General features: G+C 67.6%; 18 protein-coding genes. 11 read left to right on the forward strand and 7 right to left on the reverse strand.

The features are described from left to right. The first annotated feature begins 117 nt into the window (after positions 1-117). A complete protein-coding gene (locus KF780_03580; GenBank protein ID MBX3560874.1) occupies positions 118-1,470 on the forward strand; it encodes a pectate lyase in 1,353 nt (450 codons plus the stop codon). Here KF780_03580 and KF780_03585 read toward each other — a convergent pair. The 4 genes from KF780_03585 to KF780_03600 all read right to left on the reverse strand — a co-directional run bounded on the left by KF780_03585 (position 1,467) and on the right by KF780_03600 (position 5,245). Then, entirely contained in the window at positions 1,467-2,489 is a 1,023-nt protein-coding gene (locus tag KF780_03585; GenBank protein ID MBX3560875.1) for a sugar kinase, read from the reverse strand. The two genes, KF780_03580 and KF780_03585, sit on opposite strands and share 4 nt — an antisense overlap. Beyond that, positions 2,474-3,244 carry a 2-dehydro-3-deoxy-D-gluconate 5-dehydrogenase KduD gene (gene kduD / locus KF780_03590; GenBank protein ID MBX3560876.1) on the reverse strand — a complete coding sequence of 257 codons (771 nt, stop codon included), beginning with the start codon at positions 3,242-3,244 and terminating at the stop codon, positions 2,474-2,476. The genes KF780_03585 and kduD overlap by 16 nt, the downstream gene beginning before the upstream one ends. A gap of 17 nt (positions 3,245-3,261) precedes the next feature. Further along, a complete protein-coding gene (gene kduI / locus KF780_03595; GenBank protein MBX3560877.1) occupies positions 3,262-4,104 on the reverse strand; it encodes a 5-dehydro-4-deoxy-D-glucuronate isomerase in 843 nt (280 codons plus the stop codon). Between the two features lie 70 nt (positions 4,105-4,174). After that, positions 4,175-5,245, reverse strand: a complete 1,071-nt coding sequence (locus KF780_03600; protein ID MBX3560878.1) for a LacI family DNA-binding transcriptional regulator — start codon at positions 5,243-5,245, stop codon at positions 4,175-4,177. Between the two features lie 115 nt (positions 5,246-5,360). Here KF780_03600 and eda point away from each other — a divergent pair, with 115 nt between their 5' ends. Both eda and KF780_03610 read left to right on the forward strand, forming a co-directional pair. Next, positions 5,361-5,981, forward strand: coding sequence for a bifunctional 4-hydroxy-2-oxoglutarate aldolase/2-dehydro-3-deoxy-phosphogluconate aldolase (gene eda / locus KF780_03605; protein MBX3560879.1), 621 nt, complete (start codon positions 5,361-5,363; stop codon positions 5,979-5,981). Positions 5,982-6,074: 93 nt separating this feature from the next. After that, positions 6,075-6,863, forward strand: a complete 789-nt coding sequence (locus KF780_03610; GenBank protein ID MBX3560880.1) for a 2-keto-4-pentenoate hydratase — start codon at positions 6,075-6,077, stop codon at positions 6,861-6,863. Position 6,864: 1 nt separating this feature from the next. On the opposite strand, the gene KF780_03615 is transcribed toward KF780_03610, so the two are convergent. Genes KF780_03615 through KF780_03625 form a run of 3 tightly spaced genes read right to left on the reverse strand, consistent with a single transcriptional unit; the run spans position 6,865 to position 9,591 of the window. Further along, positions 6,865-8,145 (reverse strand): TRAP transporter large permease, encoded by a 1,281-nt coding sequence (locus KF780_03615; GenBank protein MBX3560881.1) that lies wholly within the window; start codon positions 8,143-8,145, stop codon positions 6,865-6,867. Further along, positions 8,145-8,654 (reverse strand): TRAP transporter small permease, encoded by a 510-nt coding sequence (locus KF780_03620; protein MBX3560882.1) that lies wholly within the window; start codon positions 8,652-8,654, stop codon positions 8,145-8,147. The genes KF780_03615 and KF780_03620 overlap by 1 nt, the downstream gene beginning before the upstream one ends. After that, positions 8,647-9,591 (reverse strand): TRAP transporter substrate-binding protein, encoded by a 945-nt coding sequence (locus tag KF780_03625; protein ID MBX3560883.1) that lies wholly within the window; start codon positions 9,589-9,591, stop codon positions 8,647-8,649. The genes KF780_03620 and KF780_03625 overlap by 8 nt, the downstream gene beginning before the upstream one ends. A gap of 245 nt (positions 9,592-9,836) precedes the next feature. Between KF780_03625 and KF780_03630 the strand changes: the two genes are divergently transcribed. Genes KF780_03630 through speD form a run of 8 tightly spaced genes read left to right on the forward strand, consistent with a single transcriptional unit; the run spans position 9,837 to position 16,735 of the window. Beyond that, on the forward strand, positions 9,837-10,841 hold the full coding sequence (locus tag KF780_03630) for an SPFH domain-containing protein (GenBank protein ID MBX3560884.1): 1,005 nt from the start codon (positions 9,837-9,839) through the stop codon (positions 10,839-10,841). 7 nt (positions 10,842-10,848) lie between these two features. Further along, entirely contained in the window at positions 10,849-11,523 is a 675-nt protein-coding gene (locus KF780_03635; GenBank protein MBX3560885.1) for a DUF4178 domain-containing protein, read from the forward strand. A gap of 1 nt (position 11,524) precedes the next feature. Then, the gene (locus KF780_03640; GenBank protein MBX3560886.1) at positions 11,525-12,880 is read left to right on the forward strand and encodes a DUF4178 domain-containing protein; all 1,356 of its coding nucleotides are present in this window, start codon (positions 11,525-11,527) and stop codon (positions 12,878-12,880) included. Further along, entirely contained in the window at positions 12,880-13,026 is a 147-nt protein-coding gene (locus KF780_03645; GenBank protein MBX3560887.1) for a hypothetical protein, read from the forward strand. Before KF780_03640 ends, KF780_03645 begins: the two co-directional genes overlap by 1 nt. 9 nt (positions 13,027-13,035) lie before the next feature. After that, complete coding sequence (locus tag KF780_03650) at positions 13,036-13,248, forward strand: DUF350 domain-containing protein (protein MBX3560888.1); 213 nt, start codon at positions 13,036-13,038, stop codon at positions 13,246-13,248. Further along, positions 13,241-14,764, forward strand: coding sequence for a polyamine aminopropyltransferase (locus KF780_03655; protein MBX3560889.1), 1,524 nt, complete (start codon positions 13,241-13,243; stop codon positions 14,762-14,764). Before KF780_03650 ends, KF780_03655 begins: the two co-directional genes overlap by 8 nt. Next, positions 14,754-16,367, forward strand: a complete 1,614-nt coding sequence (locus tag KF780_03660; GenBank protein MBX3560890.1) for an FAD-dependent oxidoreductase — start codon at positions 14,754-14,756, stop codon at positions 16,365-16,367. Before KF780_03655 ends, KF780_03660 begins: the two co-directional genes overlap by 11 nt. Next, the gene (gene speD / locus KF780_03665) at positions 16,364-16,735 is read left to right on the forward strand and encodes an adenosylmethionine decarboxylase (protein ID MBX3560891.1); all 372 of its coding nucleotides are present in this window, start codon (positions 16,364-16,366) and stop codon (positions 16,733-16,735) included. Before KF780_03660 ends, speD begins: the two co-directional genes overlap by 4 nt. Positions 16,736-16,829 lie beyond the last annotated feature (94 nt).

Genomic DNA, 16,829 nt, shown 5'->3' on the forward strand with positions numbered 1-16,829 from the left:
GCCCGCGTTGACCGCAGGTCGCCTTTTCCCGGTTGCCGTTGTGAAGTAACCGGTGTCATAAGACTTTGAGCCGATGCGCCGGCCATGTCAAGACCATGCCTCGGGAGGGGCAAAAGCATGCCATTCCGCCACTTTTTCACTCTGCTCGCCGCCTTGTGCCTTGCCGGCCCGGCGCTGGCCCAGGCCTTTCCGGGTGCGGTCGGCTGGGCCGCGCAGACGCCGGGCGGGCGCGGCGGCGCTATCCTTCGCGTCACCAATCTCGATGCGTCGGGGCCCGGTTCCTTCCGTGCGGCGGTGGAGGCGCGAGGCCCGCGAATCGTGGTGTTCGAGGTCGCGGGCGTGATCGATCTCGGCCTCACCACGCTCGACATCACCGAGCCGTTCCTCACCGTCGCCGGCCAGACCGCGCCTTCGCCGGGCATCACGATCATCCGCGGCGGCATCGACATCCGCACCCATGACGTGATCATGCGCCACATCCGCATCCGCCCCGGCGCGTCGGGCCAGGCGCGGCGCGGCGGCTGGGAGGTGGACGCGCTCTCCACCGTGGGCGCCCGCAACGTCATCATCGACCATTGCACGATGACCTGGGCGCCGGACGAGAATCTTTCCGCCTCGGGCCCGCGCTTCACCGGCAATACGGTTGAGGAATGGCGCCGCGGCACCAGCCACAACATCACCTTTTCCTACAATCTGCTGGCGGAAGGGCTCGCCGATTCGAGCCACCCCAAAGGCGAGCATTCCAAAGGCTCGCTGCTCCACGACAATGCCACCGGCATCCTCATCTACCGCAACGTCTATGCCCACAATTATGAGCGCTCGCCGCTGCTCAAGGGCGGCGTCCATGCGGCGGTCGTCAACAACCTGATCTTCAATCCGGGCGCGCAGGCGATCCACTACAATCTGATGGACCTCGAATGGGGCGATCGGCCGCACCAGCTCGGCGAATTATCGGCGGTCGGCAACGTGCTGCGCGCCGGCTTCTCGACCCGCGACGACATCGCCTTCCTCACCATCGGCGGGGTCGGCGACCTCAACTATCACGGCCGCGACAATCTCGCCGTCGATCGCCAGGGCCGGCCGCTGCCGATGTTCGGCCGCTACACGACCAGCCCGGCCCGGATCGTCGAATCGGATCGCGCTCTCGTCTGGCCCGAAGGGCTGGAGGTGCTCCCCGCCAATCAGGTCGAAACCCATGTCCTGCGCTTTGCCGGCGCCCGCCCCTGGGACCGCGATGCGCACGACATCCGCGTGATCTTCGATGTGGCGGAAGGGCGCGGTCACATCATCGACGACGAAAGCGAGGTCGGCGGCTATCCGGTGGTGGAGCCGGCCCGCGCACCCTTCGTGGAAGCCGACTGGAACCTCGACACGATGGAGCCGCGCTCCGGCCGCTATCCCGGCCAGCGCGACGACTTCATCCAGCAGCCGACCAGTGCGCGCGACGCGGCGATGCAGGAGGCGCGCTAGCGCCGGACGTCGAAGCCGCCGGCGAGGAAGGCGTCGATATCGGCCTGGCCGAACAGGCTGGCATCGCCCGGCAGCGAATGTTTGAGCGCGGTGAGCGCGAGGCCGGTCCGGGCCATGGATTCGGCATCGCTGCCGCCATGCCAGCCGTGCAGGACGCCCGCTGCGAAGGCATCGCCCGCGCCGATGCGATCGACGATGCCGGCGACCAGCACCTCCTCGGTCTGATGCGATGCGCCGGGCATATCGACGCGCGCGGAAATGCGGTGCCGGTCGGCGTCGTCGACATGGCGGGCGGTGGAGGCGATCAGCTCGAGATTCGGGAAAGCCGCGAAAGCCGCCTCGGCCGCCTCACGTCGCCGCGCTTCGCCATCGCCGTCGAATTCCCGGTCGAGCAGCAGCGAGATGTCGCGATGATTGCCGAACAGGATGTCCGCCTGTCCGACCAGCCGGGTCAGGATGGCTTTCGGATCGCTGTCCCACCGGTTCCAGAGCTGGGCACGGTAATTGCCGTCGAAGGACACCGGGACGCCTTTCGCCCGCGCCGCCTCGGCGGCGGCGATCGCCGCGTCGGCGGAGCGGGGGCCGAGCGCCGGGGTGATGCCGGACAAATGGAGAATGCCGGCGCCGTCCAGCAGCGCATTCCAGTCGAAATCCTCCGTCCCGGCCAGGGCGAAGGCGCTGCCTTCCCGGTCATAGACAATGGCGGACGCGCGCAGACCGGCGCCGGGCGACAGGAAATAGAGGCCCATCCGTCCCGGCGCGACGGCGACCGCCGCGTCATTGACGCCGTAACGCCGCAAATGGCCGCGCGCCGCATCGCCCAGCGCATTGTCCGGCACGCGGCTCACCATCGCGACATCGTGGCCGAGCCGGGCGAGGCCGACCGCGACATTGGCCTCCGCCCCGCCGACATGCGCATGGAGACGGCCCGTCTGCAGCAGCAATTCGCGCCCGGGCGCGGTCAGACGCAGCAGCAATTCGCCGAAGCAGAGGAAACGGCCGTTCACCGCGCCAGCCAGCCGCCGTCCACCGCCAGCACATGGCCCTGCACATAATCGGACGCGGACGAGGCGAGGAACACCGCCGCGCCGCCCAGATCGGCCGGATCGCCCCAGCGGGCGGCGGGAATGCGTTCCAGAATCTGGCGATTGCGCGTCTCGTCCGCCTGCAGGGCGGCGGTGTTGTTGGTGGCGATATAGCCGGGTGCGATCGCGTTCACGTTGATGCCTTTGCCCGCCCATTCGTTGGCAAGCAACTTGGTGAGCCCGGCAATGCCCGATTTGGACGCGGTATAGCTCGGCACCCGGATGCCGCCCTGAAAGCTCAGCATCGAGGCGATGTTGATGATCTTGCCGCCGCCCCCGCCTTTCTCATGATTCGCGATCATGTGCCGCGCGGCCGCCTGACAGAGGAAGAAGACGGATTTGAGATTGGTGTCGATCACCGCGTCCCAGTCCGCCTCGGTGAAATCGACCGCGTCGGCGCGGCGGATGATGCCGGCATTGTTGACCAGGATGTCGAGCCCGCCGAGCGCGGCGATCGTTTTGTCCACCACGCCCTGAAGCGGCGCGACGGTGGAAAGATCGGCGGCGATCAGCGCCGCCTTGCGGCCGAGCGCCTCGATCCTGTCCGCGGTCTCCTCGGCCGGCGTGCGCCCGGCCAGCGCGACATCGGCGCCCGCCGCCGCCAGCGCGAGGGCGATACCCTGGCCGATGCCGGTATTGGCGCCGGTGACGAGCGCCACCTTGCCGGAAAGATCGAAAGGGTTCGTCATGTCGTCCCTCTAAAGGGTCACGCGAGCTGGCAGATGTCCAGCACGTTCATGTCGGTATAGTCCTGATTCTCGCCGGCCATCGCCCAGATGAAGGCATAGGCCCTTGTCCCCGATCCCATATGGATGGACCAGGGCGGGGAGATCACCGCCTCCTCGTTCTGGACGACGAGATGGCGGGTCGCTTCGCCTTCGCCCATGAAGTGAAAGACACGGTCCTTTTCGGCATCGTCCAGCTCGAAATAGAAATAGATCTCGCTGCGCCGCTCATGGATGTGCGGCGGCATCGTGTTCCAGACGCTGCCCGGTTTCAGCACCGTGAGGCCCATGACGAGCTGCGCCGAATCGCACACGCCCGGGATGACGAGCTGGTAGATGGTCCGCTCGTTCGATTCCTCGAGACTGCCGCGGTCGAGCGCGTTGGCGTCCGCGATGCCCAGCTTGCGGGTCTGGAAGGCCTTATGAGCCGGGCAGGAGGCGAGATAGAAGCGCGCGCCCTGGCCGGAAAAGACCACGTCCTTCGCGCCCATCGTGACGTAGAGGCAATCCTTGCTGCCGAGCGTGAACGTCTCGCCATCCACGGTGACAATGCCCTCGGCGGCGCCGACATTGACGATCGCGAGTTCGCGTCGCTCCAGGAAGGGATGGCCGGCGGCGGACGGCGGCTCGGCCTGGTCGGGAAGCTTCACCTCTCCGCCGGCCACGGCCACGCCGCCGATCACGAAACGGTCGGCATGGGTGTAGTTGAGCACGCATTCGCCGTCCCGGAACAGGCCGGGGATCAGGTAGCGATCACGCAATTCTTCGTTGGACACGCACTCCATCATGTCCGGATGGGTGGCGTAATAAGTGCGTTCGAACATCGATCCTCTCCAGTCTTCCGACCATGGTAACCGGTGTCAGCATTTGCCGCAAGGCGGACGCAGTCGGCCTTCAGCCGCGCGGGGGGGCGACGGAGGCGCGCTTGACCAGGGTGGAAGGCAGCTCGGCGGGCTGCGGCTCGGCCGCCTCGCCGCCGACCATGTCGCCGACCAGCTTGCGCGCGGCGGCGCGGGCCATCGAAACGATCGGCCAGCGCACCGTGGTGAGCGGCGGCCAGATATGGGCGGCGATCGGCGTGTCGTCGAAGCCGATCACCGACAATTCTTCCGGAACGGCGATGCCGCGCTCGCGCGCCGCAAAGACGATGCCGGCGGCCATCTCGTCATTGCTGGCGAAGATCGCCGTGGGGCGCGGCGACAGGTCGAGCAGCCGGTTGGCGGCGGTGACCCCGGTTTCGAACGTGTAATTGCCGCGCGCGATCAGGCTGCGCGGCAGCGCGATGCCGGCGGCGGACAGTGCATCCTCGAAACCGCGCCGCCGTTCCTGCGCCGAGCGGAATCCGTCCGGCCCCTCGATCAGGCCGATCAGCTTGTGCCCCTGCGCGATCAGATGCTCGGTCGCCTCCCTGACCGCGTCCCGGTCGTTGGAGGCGACCATATGCTCGGGATCGTCGAGCCTGGCCGAGCCCATCCGGACATAGCGACAACCGAGCTCGTCGCAGAGCGCGGCGAGCGCGTCATTCTCGCTGATCGGCGGCAGGATGACGACGCCGAACAATCGCTGGCGTTCGATGAAGACGCGGATATCGTCCAGCATCATCGACGAGGTGCGATCGACGGGCCGCACGACCATCGCGAAATCGGTGCCCTGCAACGCCTCCAGGATGCCCTGCTGCATGTTGAGCACCATCTGCGCATTGGGATTGTCGTGGATGAGGCCGACCAGGAAATTGCGACGCAGCGCCAGCGCCCGCGCCTGCGGATTGGGCACGTAGCCGAGCTCCCGGATCACCTTCTCGACCCGGCCGCGCGTCTCCTCGTTGAGCAAAGGCGAACGGTTGATGACGCGGCTCACCGTTTTCTTGGACACGCCGGCCAGGCGCGCGACGTCGTTGATCGTCGGCTTGCCGCCCCGTCCATTGCCCTGCGCATCGTCGCTCTTGCCCAAAGCTGCCCCTCTCATCCGGCCCGACTAGCGGCCATCGCCTTGCTTGTTCAAGGCCGCCGCTTGCCCGCATATGTTGCGCCGCCTAGTCTGACACCGGTTTCTGATTGCCTCAAGCGGAGCGTGCTTGCCCATGACCGACATCGATGCCGTCCTCGATCTCGCGCCCGTCATTCCCGTGCTGGTGATCGATCGGGTGGAGGATGCCCGGCCGATCGCCGAAGCGCTGGTCGCGGGCGGGCTGCCGGCGCTGGAAGTGACATTGCGCACGCCGGCGGCGCTCGACGCGATCCGCGAGATGCGCAAGGTGCCGGGCGCGATGGTCGGCGCCGGTACGGTGCTCGACGAGGTACAATTGCGCGCCGCCATGCGTGCCGGCGCACAGTTCATCGTCAGCCCGGGCCTGACCGAGGAGCTGGGCGTGGCGGCCAGCGAGGCGGGCGTGCCGTTCCTGCCCGGCATCGCCAATGCCGGCGATATCATGCGGGCCCGCGATCTCGGCCTCTCGCGGGTCAAATTCTTCCCGGCGGTCGCGGCCGGCGGCTTGCCGGCGCTGCGCGCGTTGGCCGCGGTCTTCGGCGATTTCCGCTTCTGTCCGACCGGGGGGATCACGCAGGACACTGCTTCGGACTGGCTGGGCGAATCAGCGGTCGCCTGCGTCGGCGGTTCCTGGCTTGCCCCGCGCGGCGAGGTGCCGGACGGCCAGGCCATCGCCGCGCGCGCACGCGCTGCCGCCACTCTCCGGAAAAGCTGAAACATTTGATCCCACATATCGAGCCGGTTGCTTATGACACCGGTTTCCTATAGCAGTCCCGAAAAATATGTTCAGGAGCGGAACTTGGCCTTGATGAACGATGTCAGCAGCATTGCCGGCCGATTCCGCGATGCCCGCCGCGCCGCGTCGGGGCTGGATGCCTATCCCGGCGCGCTGCCCGACACTCTCGACGATGCCTATGCGATCCAGGACGAGGCGATCCGCGGCTGGAGCCGCCCGGTCGTCGGCTGGAAAGTCGGCCGCGTGCCCGTGCCGCTTGTCGATCGCTTCGGCACCGACCGGCTCGCCGGTCCGATCTTCGCCGCGATGCCCGCCGCTCGGGAGCCGGTCGACATGCCGGTCTTCGCCAAGGGTTTCGCTGCGGGCGAGGCCGAGTTCCTGCTGCGCATCGGGGCCGTGCCCGAACCCCGCAAAGCGCGCTTCACGCTGGACGAAGCGGCGGACCTGATCGACGCCGCCCATGTCGGCATCGAGATCGCCAGCTCTCCGCTCGGCGCGATCAACGATCTCGGCCCCACCGCCGTCGTCTCCGATTTCGGCAACAATAACGGCTTGGTGATCGGCCCGGAAATCGCGAACTGGCGTGCCAGCGGCTTCGAGCAATGGGACGTGGCGACCCTGATCGACGGCACCCAGGTCGGCGCGGGCCGGGCGGCAAGCTTTCCCGACGGCGCGATCGGTGCGGCCCGTTTCCTGTTCGAGCTGATGGCGAGGCGCGGCATCGCGCTTGCGCCCGGCCAGTGGATCTCCAGCGGCGCCGTCACCGGCGTCCATGACGCCCGGCCCGGCCAGCTGGTGGAGTGCCGTTTCGGCGACCGGCTGGACATCGCCTGCCGGCTCGTCGAAGCCCGGCCGGAATAGTTCAGGCGAACCAGCGCGGCAGCGCCAGCGACAGCTCCGGAATGTAGCTGATCAGCATCAGCGAAACGATCATGGCGAGATAGAAGGGCCAGATCGTCCTGACCGTGCGCTCGATCGGAATCTTTCCGATCGCCGAGCCGACGAACAGCACCGAGCCCACCGGCGGCGTCACCAGGCCGATGCCCAGGTTCAGCATCATGATGATGCCGAAATGGACCGGGTCGATGCCCAGCGGCATCAGGATGGGCAGGAAGATCGGCGTCGTGATGACGATCAAGGGCGCCATGTCCATGAAGGTGCCGAGCAGCAGCAGGATGACGTTGACGATCAGCAGGATGAAGATCGGATTGTCGGTGAGAAAGCCGATCATGGAGGCCATCGCCGCCGGCACTTCGAGGACGGCGAGCGCGAAACCGAAGCCGGTCGCCGCCGCGATGATGAGCAGCACCATCGCGGCGGTCTTCACCGATTGCAGCGCCGCGCCCTTGAACTCCGCCCAGCCCAGCGAGCGATAGACGAGCGCACCGACCAGGATCGTGTAGATCACCGCGATCGCCGAGCTTTCGGTGGGCGTGAAGATGCCGGACAGGATGCCGCCCATGATGATGATCGCGGTCATCAGCCCCGGGATCGCCGCCACGAAGGCGAGCGCGAAGGGCCGCCAGCCAGGGAACACGCCCTTGGGATAGCCGCGCCGGATCGCCACCAGCCAGGCCGTGACCGACAGCAGGAAGCCCGTGAGAATGCCGGGAATGATGCCGGCGAGGAACAGGTCGCCGATCGACACGCCCATGCCGGACGCGGCCGAATAGATGATCATGTTGTGCGACGGCGGGATGAGCAGGCCGGCGATCGCGGCGGTGACGGTGACGTTCACCGCATAATCGGCGCCGTAGCCCTTCTCCTTCATCAGCGGGATCAGGGTCGATCCGATCGCCGAGGCGCTGGCGATCGGCGAGCCGGAGACCGCGCCGAACATCATCGACGCGCCGATATTGACCTGGCCCAGCCCGCCGCGCGTCCGCCCGAACACGGCCTCCGCCACCTGCACGAGCCGCGCGGCGATGCCGGCGCGGTACATGAGATCGCCGGCGAAGATGAAGAAGGGGATCGCCATCAGCGTGAAGACGCTGATCCCGGCGGCCATGCGCTGGAACATGACGACCAGCGGGATGTCCATGACCATGAACGCCGCCAGCGTTGCGCCGATCAGCGCGAAGGCGACCGGCACGCCGATGGCGAGCAGCATCGCGAGCGTGAGGAGGAGGATCGCGAGTTCCATCAGGCGGCCTCCCCGTCCGGCACATCCGCGCTGTCTTCACCGGCGACATCCTCCAGGATGAGCTCGACGGTGAAGAAGGCGATCAGCACGCCCGACAAGGGCAGCGCCAGATAGGCGACGCCGCGCGGCAGGCCAAGCGTGGGGATGACATGGCTCCAGGTCCGCGCCACCAGCTCGCCGCCCCAGATCGCCATGGCGAGACCGGAGGCGCCCACCACGACATGCGCGATCAGCCGCATCAGCCGGCGCGGACGCGGCGCCAGCAGCGATTCGACCAGCAGGATCCGGATGTGGAAGCCTTCGCGCACCCCGGCGGCCGCGGCGAAGAAGACGTACCAGATCATCAGGTTGAGCGCCGCCTGCTCCGCCCAGGGCGGGCTGGAGCCCATCACGTAGCGGCCGAACACCTGCCAGCCGATGATCGCGGTCATCGCGACCAGCCCGGCCGCGCCGGCATCGAGCAGCGCCTTGCTCGCCGCCGCGTTGATCCGCTTCAGCCGCTCAAGCATCGCCGCCCCCCATGGCCAGGATCATGTCCACGAGCCTGCGCTGGTCTTCGCTTGTGACGAAGGCGCCCCAGACCGGGCGCATCCGCTCGCGGAAGGCGGTCAGGTCCACTTCGTTCTCGTGCACGCCGTCGGCCAGCAAAGCCGTGCGTGCCTCGGCCACCCGCGCGTCCCACAGGCCGCGCATATAGGGGACGGACTCGCGCGCGCTCTCCATCACGATCTCGCGATCCGCGGGCGTCAGATCGTCCCAGCTCGTCTTGGACATCAGCAGAACTTCGGGGGCGATCACATGATCGGTCAGGCTGTAATAGGGGGCGACCTCGTAATGGCGGCCGGTCTGGTAGGATGGCCAATTGTTCTCCGCGCCGTCGACGACGCCCTGGGCGAGGCCCTGATAGACCTCGCCGATGTCCATCGGCGTCGCGTCCGCGCCGAGCGCGCGGATCATCGCCACATAGAGGTCCGAATTGGGCACCCGGACCTTGAGGCCGCGCATGTCCTCCGGCCGCATGATCGGCCCGCGCCGGTTGTAGAAGGAACGCGCGCCGGAATCGTAGAAGGCGAGGCCGATCAGGCCGTGCGGCGTTAATGAGGCGAGCAGGCGCCGGCCCGGCTCGCCGTCCAGCGCGCGGCGCATATGCGCCTCGTTCTCGAACAGGAAGGGCAGGGACGGGACGATCGTCAGCGGCTCGATCGAGTTGAGCGGACTCATATTAACCCGGTTGAAGTCGAGCCCGCCGAACACGGTGATCTCCAGCGTGTCGCGCTCCGCGCCCAGTTGGCCGCCGGGGAAGAGCTTCAGCACCATCCGCCCGCCGCTGCGCTGCTCGATCAGGTCGCCGAAGCGGCGGAAGGCCTGCACGGTGGGATAGTCGGCCGGATGAGTGTCGGTGCCGAACAGAGTCGCGCGATGACGGCGGCTGCATCCCGCCAGCATCAGCGACGCCGCGGCTGCCCCGGTGGCGATGAACGCACGCCTGTCGAGGATCGTCACGATGGCTTCCCGTCTCCCGTTTGACCTGCCGCTCCGCGGCGGCTTGCGGCCATGTCTGACATAAGATGACACCGGTTACCAGAGACTTCGTGAAGATATCCATTGCCGATCGACGGGCGCTGCGATTGACTGTTCCTGACCCGCGCGATTGCCGCTAGACTTGGTCTCTGTCTGGCGGAGGGAAGGCCATGGTTCTCGATTGGATCAAGAAGCAGTTCGTCGATGTCATCGACTGGACGGACGAGCCGGGCGTGCTCGCCATCCGCTATCCAATGCAGGATCGCGAGATCCAGAATGGTGCGCAATTGACGGTGCGCGAAGGCCAGATGGCGGCCTTCGTCAACGAGGGTCGCGTCGCCGACGTGTTCGGCCCGGGCCTGCACAATCTGGAGACGGCGAACCTGCCGATCCTCACCTCGCTGATGAACTGGGACAAGGCCTTCGCCTCGCCCTTCAAGTCGGACGTCTACTTCTTCTCGCAACGCGAGCAGATCAATCTCAAATGGGGCACGGCCCAGCCGGTGACGGTGCGCGACAAGGAGTTCGGCGCGATCCGCCTGCGCGCGTTCGGCGCCTATTCCTTCCGCATCGAGGATGTCGCGCCCTTCTCGGTGAAGCTGATGGGCTCGCTGGAGCGGATGACGACGGAGGAGCTGGAGCCGCAGCTTCGCGCCGCCATCGCCACCGCGATCGCGACCGCGCTGGGCGGCAGCGACGTGCCGTTCCTCGATCTCGCCGCCAACCAGACGGCGATGTCGGAAAAGCTCCAGGAGGCGGTCGGCGCCTCCTTCGCCCAATGGGGGCTCGCGGTGCCGAGCTTCTTCGTCGAGAGCGTCTCGCTGCCCGAAGAAGTGCAGGCCTATCTCGACAAGTCGAGCTCGATGCGGGTGATCGGCGATCTCGACAAATACGCCAAGTTCCAGGCGGCCGAGGCGATCGAGACGGCGGCGGCCAATCCCGGCGGAGTCGCCGGGATCGGGGCCAGTCTCGCGGCGGGCGCGGCGATCGGGCAGTCGATGGCGGCGGGACTCACGCCGGGCGCCCCTGGAGCGGCTCCGGCAGCGGCCCCGGCCGCGCCGCAGGAGGATGCGTTCGCGCAAGTGGAGAAGCTGCACAAGCTGCTCACCATCGGCGCGATCACGCAGGAGGAGTTCGACGCCAAGAAGGCCGAGCTGCTGAGCCGGATCCGCTGACCGCAAGATGCAGAAGGTCTCCTGCCCCAATTGCGGCGCGGAGGTCTCGTTCCGCTCGCCCGCTCTGCCTTCGCGCGTGTGCGACCATTGCCGCACCATCCTGGTGCGATCGGGCGGCGGGATCGAGGCGGTCGGCAAGGCGGCGGTGCTGCCCTTCGATGTCAGCCCGATCGGCATCGGCACGCGCGGCACGTTCGACGGGCGCGGCTTCGATGTGGTCGGCCGGGTCCGCTGGGGCTGGACGGACGGATCGTGGAACGAATGGCTGCTGCTGTTCGGCGATGGATCGGACGCCTGGCTGGGCGAGGCGATGGGGCAGTTCATGTTGACCGATGAGCGCGCGCTCGGCGACGTCCAGGGCGACGAGACGATCCGCAAGCTCATCCTGGGCGACCGTGTGCTGATCGGCGCGCGGGCCCTGATCGACGAGGAGATTTTCATCGTTTCCGATGCGCGCGACGCGACCTGCATCGCCGCCGAGGGCGAACTGCCTTTCTCGCCCAAGCCGGGCTGGACGATCCACAGCGTCGATTTCCGATCGGCTCACGGCCGCTGCGCCAGCCTGCAGCGCGAGGAGACTTTGTCGAGCTTCTATCAGGGCCGTTACGTGACGCTGGACGAGCTGGCGCCGCGTTATCTGCGGCCGATCGAGGGCTGGCCGATGCCGGCTTATGGCGGCTGAGATGACCGACGGGGGGCTTCAGGAGCTGGGCATCGCGGCACCGCCGCCGCCGCCCGCGCCGGCGGTGCGGGCGCTGTCCTGTCCGGGGTGCGGCGGTTCGATCAGCGTGCGGGCGGCGGGCTATACCGTCACCGTCGCCTGCCAATATTGCGGCTCGATCCTCGACGTCGCCAATCCCGAAGTGCGGCTCCTCACCGAATATCATCTGGCGATCCAGCAGATCGAAATCCCGCTCGGCACACGCGGCACGCTGCGGGCCGTCGAATGGGAAGTGATCGGCTATCTCAGCCGGTCCGAGCGCGGCAGCTATCCCTGGGAAGAATATCTGCTGTTCAATCCCTATCAGGGCTATCGCTGGCTGGTGACCAACGGGCGCGGCTGGTCGTTCGGCGAAATGCTGACCTGCGCGCCGGAATGGGGGCATCACGGCCCGCGCCTCGATGGCCACGATTATGCGCCCTTCTTCGTCGATGGCCAGGCGCAGGTCGATTATGTGCTGGGCGAATTCTACTGGCGGGTCGCGGTCGGCGAGGAGGTCTCGACCGACGATTATGTCCGCCCCGGCTACATGCTCTCGCGCGAGGCCAATGAGCAGGAAGTGAGCTGGACGCTATCCACCCTGCTCGACGGCGACGAGATAAGCCGCGCCTTCGGCGTCGTGCCGCCGCACAATCCCTGGCCGCCATTGCCGCACCAGCCTTCGCCCTATCGCGACGTGATGCGCAAGGGCGGGAAGATCGGCCTCGCCGTGCTCGGCTTCCTGCTGCTGCTGACCATGGTGATGGGCAGTGGCGGGCAGCCGCTGCTCAGCGAAACGCTGCCGGTCGATCTCGCCGGCACGACGCGGACCGCCACCTTGGGGCCGATCACGGTGACGCGGCCCTATCAGCTCGTCGCGATCCGCGCGCAGGTACCGGGTCTCGAAAACGGCTGGATCGATCTCGATTATGCGCTCGTCGAGCGCGCCACCCAAACCTCCTACCAGGCCTATGGCGCGGCGGAACGCTATTCGGGACGGGATTCCGACGGCGACTGGACGGAAGGCAGCCGTCGCAGGACGGTCAAGCTCGCCTCCGTACCGGCCGGCACCTACGATCTCGTCATCGATTATGCCGGCAACAGCTGGCGCGATTTCTCCCGACCCTATGCCTCCAGCCAGACCGGCGGGTCGGTGATCATCGAGGTCAGCCGCGCGGCGGCCTTCCCCTCGAATCTCATCCTCGCCATCATCCTGATCCTCGCGCCGCTCGTCTATTTCTTCTTCCGTCATCTGTCCTTCGAACAGGCGCGGCAGGACGAAAGCGACATCGGCCGCACCGGCCTCGCCAAATTGTTCACTTCGGAGGATGACGACTGATGGACCGCCGGACCTTCCTCTACGGCCTGTGGTCGCTGGCGACGGCGGGTCTGTTCGTCACCAGCACGATCTATGCATATTCGCCTTTCGCCGACGGCGGACGCGTCGCGCCGCGCGCCGGCGTCTACGGCCCCACCCACAAATAGGAGACGGACATGATCGCCAACACCGCCGCCATCTTGAATTCGCTGATCTTCGCCGGGATCGGCATCGTGGTCCTGGTTCTCGGCTTCTTCATTCTCGACATCCTGACGCCCGGTAAATTGTGGGAGGAGATCAACCACAAGCAGAACCGCGCCGTCGCGACCTTCGCCGGCGCGATCGCGATCGGTCTCGCGATCATCGTCGCCGCCGCCATTCATGGCTGAATCCCGGCCGGCGCTGCGCGCGTCGGCGCCGACTGTCGCGCTCCTCGCCTCGGCCTTCGTCGTCGCCACCTGCGGCCTCGTCTACGAGCTGCTGGCGAGCACTTTGGCCAGCTATCTGCTCGGCGACAGCGTCACCCAATTCTCGACCGTCATCGGCACCTATCTGTTCGCGATGGGGATCGGGAGCTGGTGCTCGCGCTACGTGAAGAAGAATGAGCTCGCCGTCTTCGTGCGGGTCGAGCTGCTGATCGCGCTGATCGGGGGCTTCTCGGCGGCGGGGCTGTTCATGCTCTTCCCGATCATCGATCATTTCCGGATCGCGCTTTATTCGATCGTCTTCGCGATCGGCTTCTTCGTCGGCCTCGAAATCCCGCTGCTGATGCGGATCCTCAAGGATTACGATTTTCGCGAGGTCGTCTCCAGCGTCCTCACCTTCGACTATGTCGGCGCTTTGTTCGCGGCCCTGCTTTTCCCGCTCGTGCTGATGCCCTATCTCGGCATGATCCGGACCGGATTCCTGTTCGGCATCCTCAACGCCGCCATCGCGCTCGCTTTGCTCGTCGTCCTGCCGCGCGGCACGCGCATGTATCTGGAAAAGATCGCCTCGGTCCTCGTCCTCGCCATCCTCATCGCCGGTTTCGCCGGATCGGAGCGGCTGCAGCGCTGGGCCGAGGTGGCGAGCTATCAGGAACCGGTCATCTACGCCGAATCCAGCCCGTTCCAGCGCATCGTGCTGACCCGCAGCGGCGACGATCTGCGACTCTATCTCAACGGCAATCTGCAATTCTCCTCGCGCGACGAATATCGCTATCACGAAGCGCTGGTGCATCCTGCGCTGGGCCGGGTGGACCGACCCGCCAATGTGCTGATCCTGGGCGGCGGCGACGGGCTGGCGGCGCGCGAGGTGCTGCGCCATCCGGAGGTGGAGCGGATCACACTCGTCGATCTCGATCCGGCGATGACGCGCCTGTTCGCGCGCAGCCCGATGCTCGCGGCGCTCAACCAGGGGTCGCTCTCCGATCCGCGTCTCACCGTGATCAATGCCGACGGCTTCCGCTGGGCGCGCGACGCCCGGGAGCAATATGACGCGATCATCGTCGATTTCCCCGACCCGGTCGATTTCTCGGTGGGGAAGCTCTACACCGAAAGCTTCTACCGGGAGCTGTCCCGCCTGCTCGCGCCGGACGGGGTGGCGGCGGTCCAGAGCACCTCGCCGCTGGTCGCGCCGATCTCCTACTGGACGGTGGTGACGACGCTGGAGGCGGTCGGCCTGCACACCCGGCCCTATCATGTCTATGTGCCGAGCTTCGGCGAGTGGGGCTTCACCTTGGCCGCGCATCGCCCGATCGGAACGGAGGCGCGGATTCCGGAGGGGCGGTTCCTCACCCCCGTCATCGCCGAGCGATTGTTCGATTTCCCGCCGGACATGGCGCGCCGCCCGGCGCCGGTGAACCGGCTCGACAATCAGGCGCTGGTCCGCGCCTTCTCCGACGAATGGAGCCGCTATGCGGGTTGACCGCCGCGCGGTCGTCGCCGGCTTGGGAGTTGTCGGCGCGGTCGCGGCGGCGGGCCTCGGCTGGCGCGCCACCCGACCGGCGCCACCGGCGACCACCTTGGCGGGCGCCGACATGGAACGCGGCCATCGCCTGCGCGTCGGCGGCTTTCCGGAACCGTCCGAGACGGAGGAAGCTGGCGTCGTCATCGCCGGCGGCGGCGTCGCGGGGCTGGCGGCGGGCTGGGCGCTGGCCGAAGCCGGGTTCGAAGATTTTCAGCTGTTCGAGCTGGAGGATGCGGTCGGCGGCAATGCGCGCAGCGGGCGCAACGACGTGTCGGCCTTTCCGCTCGGCGCCCATTATCTCCCTGTCGCCAATCGCGAGGCGCGGGCGCTGCGCCACCTGCTCACCGGGCTCGGCATCATCACCGGCGAGGCGGACGGCGCGCCGGTCTACGATCCGCTCCAGCTCTGCGCCGATCTGCAGGAACGCCTGCTCTGGCGGGGAAGCTGGCAGGAAGGCCTGATCCCCCGCACCGGGCTGGAGCCGCGCGACGAGGCCCATCTCGCCGCCTTCGATGCCGCGATGCGCGCCTTCTCCGCCCGCATCGGCGCGGACGGCAAGCCGGCCTTCGCGACGCCGCTCGCCTACAGCTCGCGCGATCCCGATCTGCTGGCGCTGGACGGCACGAATTTCGCCGCCTGGCTCGACGAACAAGGCTGGGATTCGCCGGTGCTGCGCGCACATGTCCGCTACGGGATGCGCGACGATTATGGCTGCGAGCCGGCCGACGTCTCGGCCTGGGCCGGAGTGCATTATTATGCCGGGCGGCGCGGCTGGGCGGCGAACGATGCGGCGGACAATGTGCTGACCTGGCCGGAGGGCAACGACCGGCTGGCGCGCGGCATGGCGGACCAGTTTCGCGGACAGATACGCTCCGGCCGCATCGTCCACCGCGTCACCCGCGACGGCGACCGGATTCTTGTCGATTCCTTCGACGTCTCACGACAGACCACGATCCGCACCCGCGCCCGCGCCGCGATCCTCGCCATGCCCCGCTTCGTCGCCGCTCATGTCGCGCCGGAGCTGCCGCCCGCCACGGCCTTCGGCTACGCGCCCTGGCTGGTCGCCAACGTCACCGTCGATCGCCTGCCTACCGGACGCGGCGCGCCGCTCGCCTGGGACAATGTGTCCTCGACCAGCAATTCCCTGGGCTATGTCGTCGCCACCCATCAGGGGCCGGCGGCGATCCCCGGCGCCAGCGTCCTCACCTGGTATCTGCCGCTCTCCGACATGAGCCCTTCGGAAGGCCGCCGCCTGCTGGTCGAGCGATCCGCCGACGAGTGGCGCGCCGTCGTGACCGACGATCTGCTCGCGACGAATCCCGATCTGGAAGGCGCGATCCGCGCGGTCGATCTGTGGCGCTGGGGCCATGCGATGATCCGGCCCGTGCCCGGCCTGATCTGGGGCGGGGCGCCGGACGCGGCGCGGGCCGAGCCGCCGCTCTTCCTCGCCCATTCCGATCTGTCCGGCCTCTCACTGTTCGAGGAAGCCCATTATCGCGGCGTGCTGGCGGCGGAAGGCGCGATGCGTCATCTCGGACATGGCTTTGAAAGCCTGCTATGAATGCCGCGATGAATCAGGGGCGCCACCTCATCGCCGATCTCCACGGCTGCGTCGGGCTCGACGACATCGACCTGATCGAGGCCGCGCTGACCGACGCGGCGGTGGCGGCCGGCGCGACCCTGCTGGAGGTCCGGCTGCACGATTTCGGGGCCGGGCAGGGCGTCACCGGCGTGGCGCTGCTCGCCGAATCGCACATCTCGATCCATTCTTGGCCCGAGCATGGCTATGCCGCGATCGACATCTTCCTGTGCGCCGAATGGCATGACGTGGAGGCGGGCCTGGCGGTGATCTCCGCCGCCCTGCGCGCCGAGCGGATCGACAAGCAGCTCATCGCGCGCGGCGCGATGGCCGCCGCCGCGCCCGCCTGACCCCGCCGATGGACAGCGCCGGACCGGCGCGGTAAGGCGGCCCGCTCCGCCGGCTGGGGGTGTCGGCGCTACATTCGCGCGACCTTGGAGTGTT

This window comes from Sphingomonas sp. (genome assembly GCA_019635535.1).
Lineage (GTDB): Bacteria > Pseudomonadota > Alphaproteobacteria > Sphingomonadales > Sphingomonadaceae > Allosphingosinicella.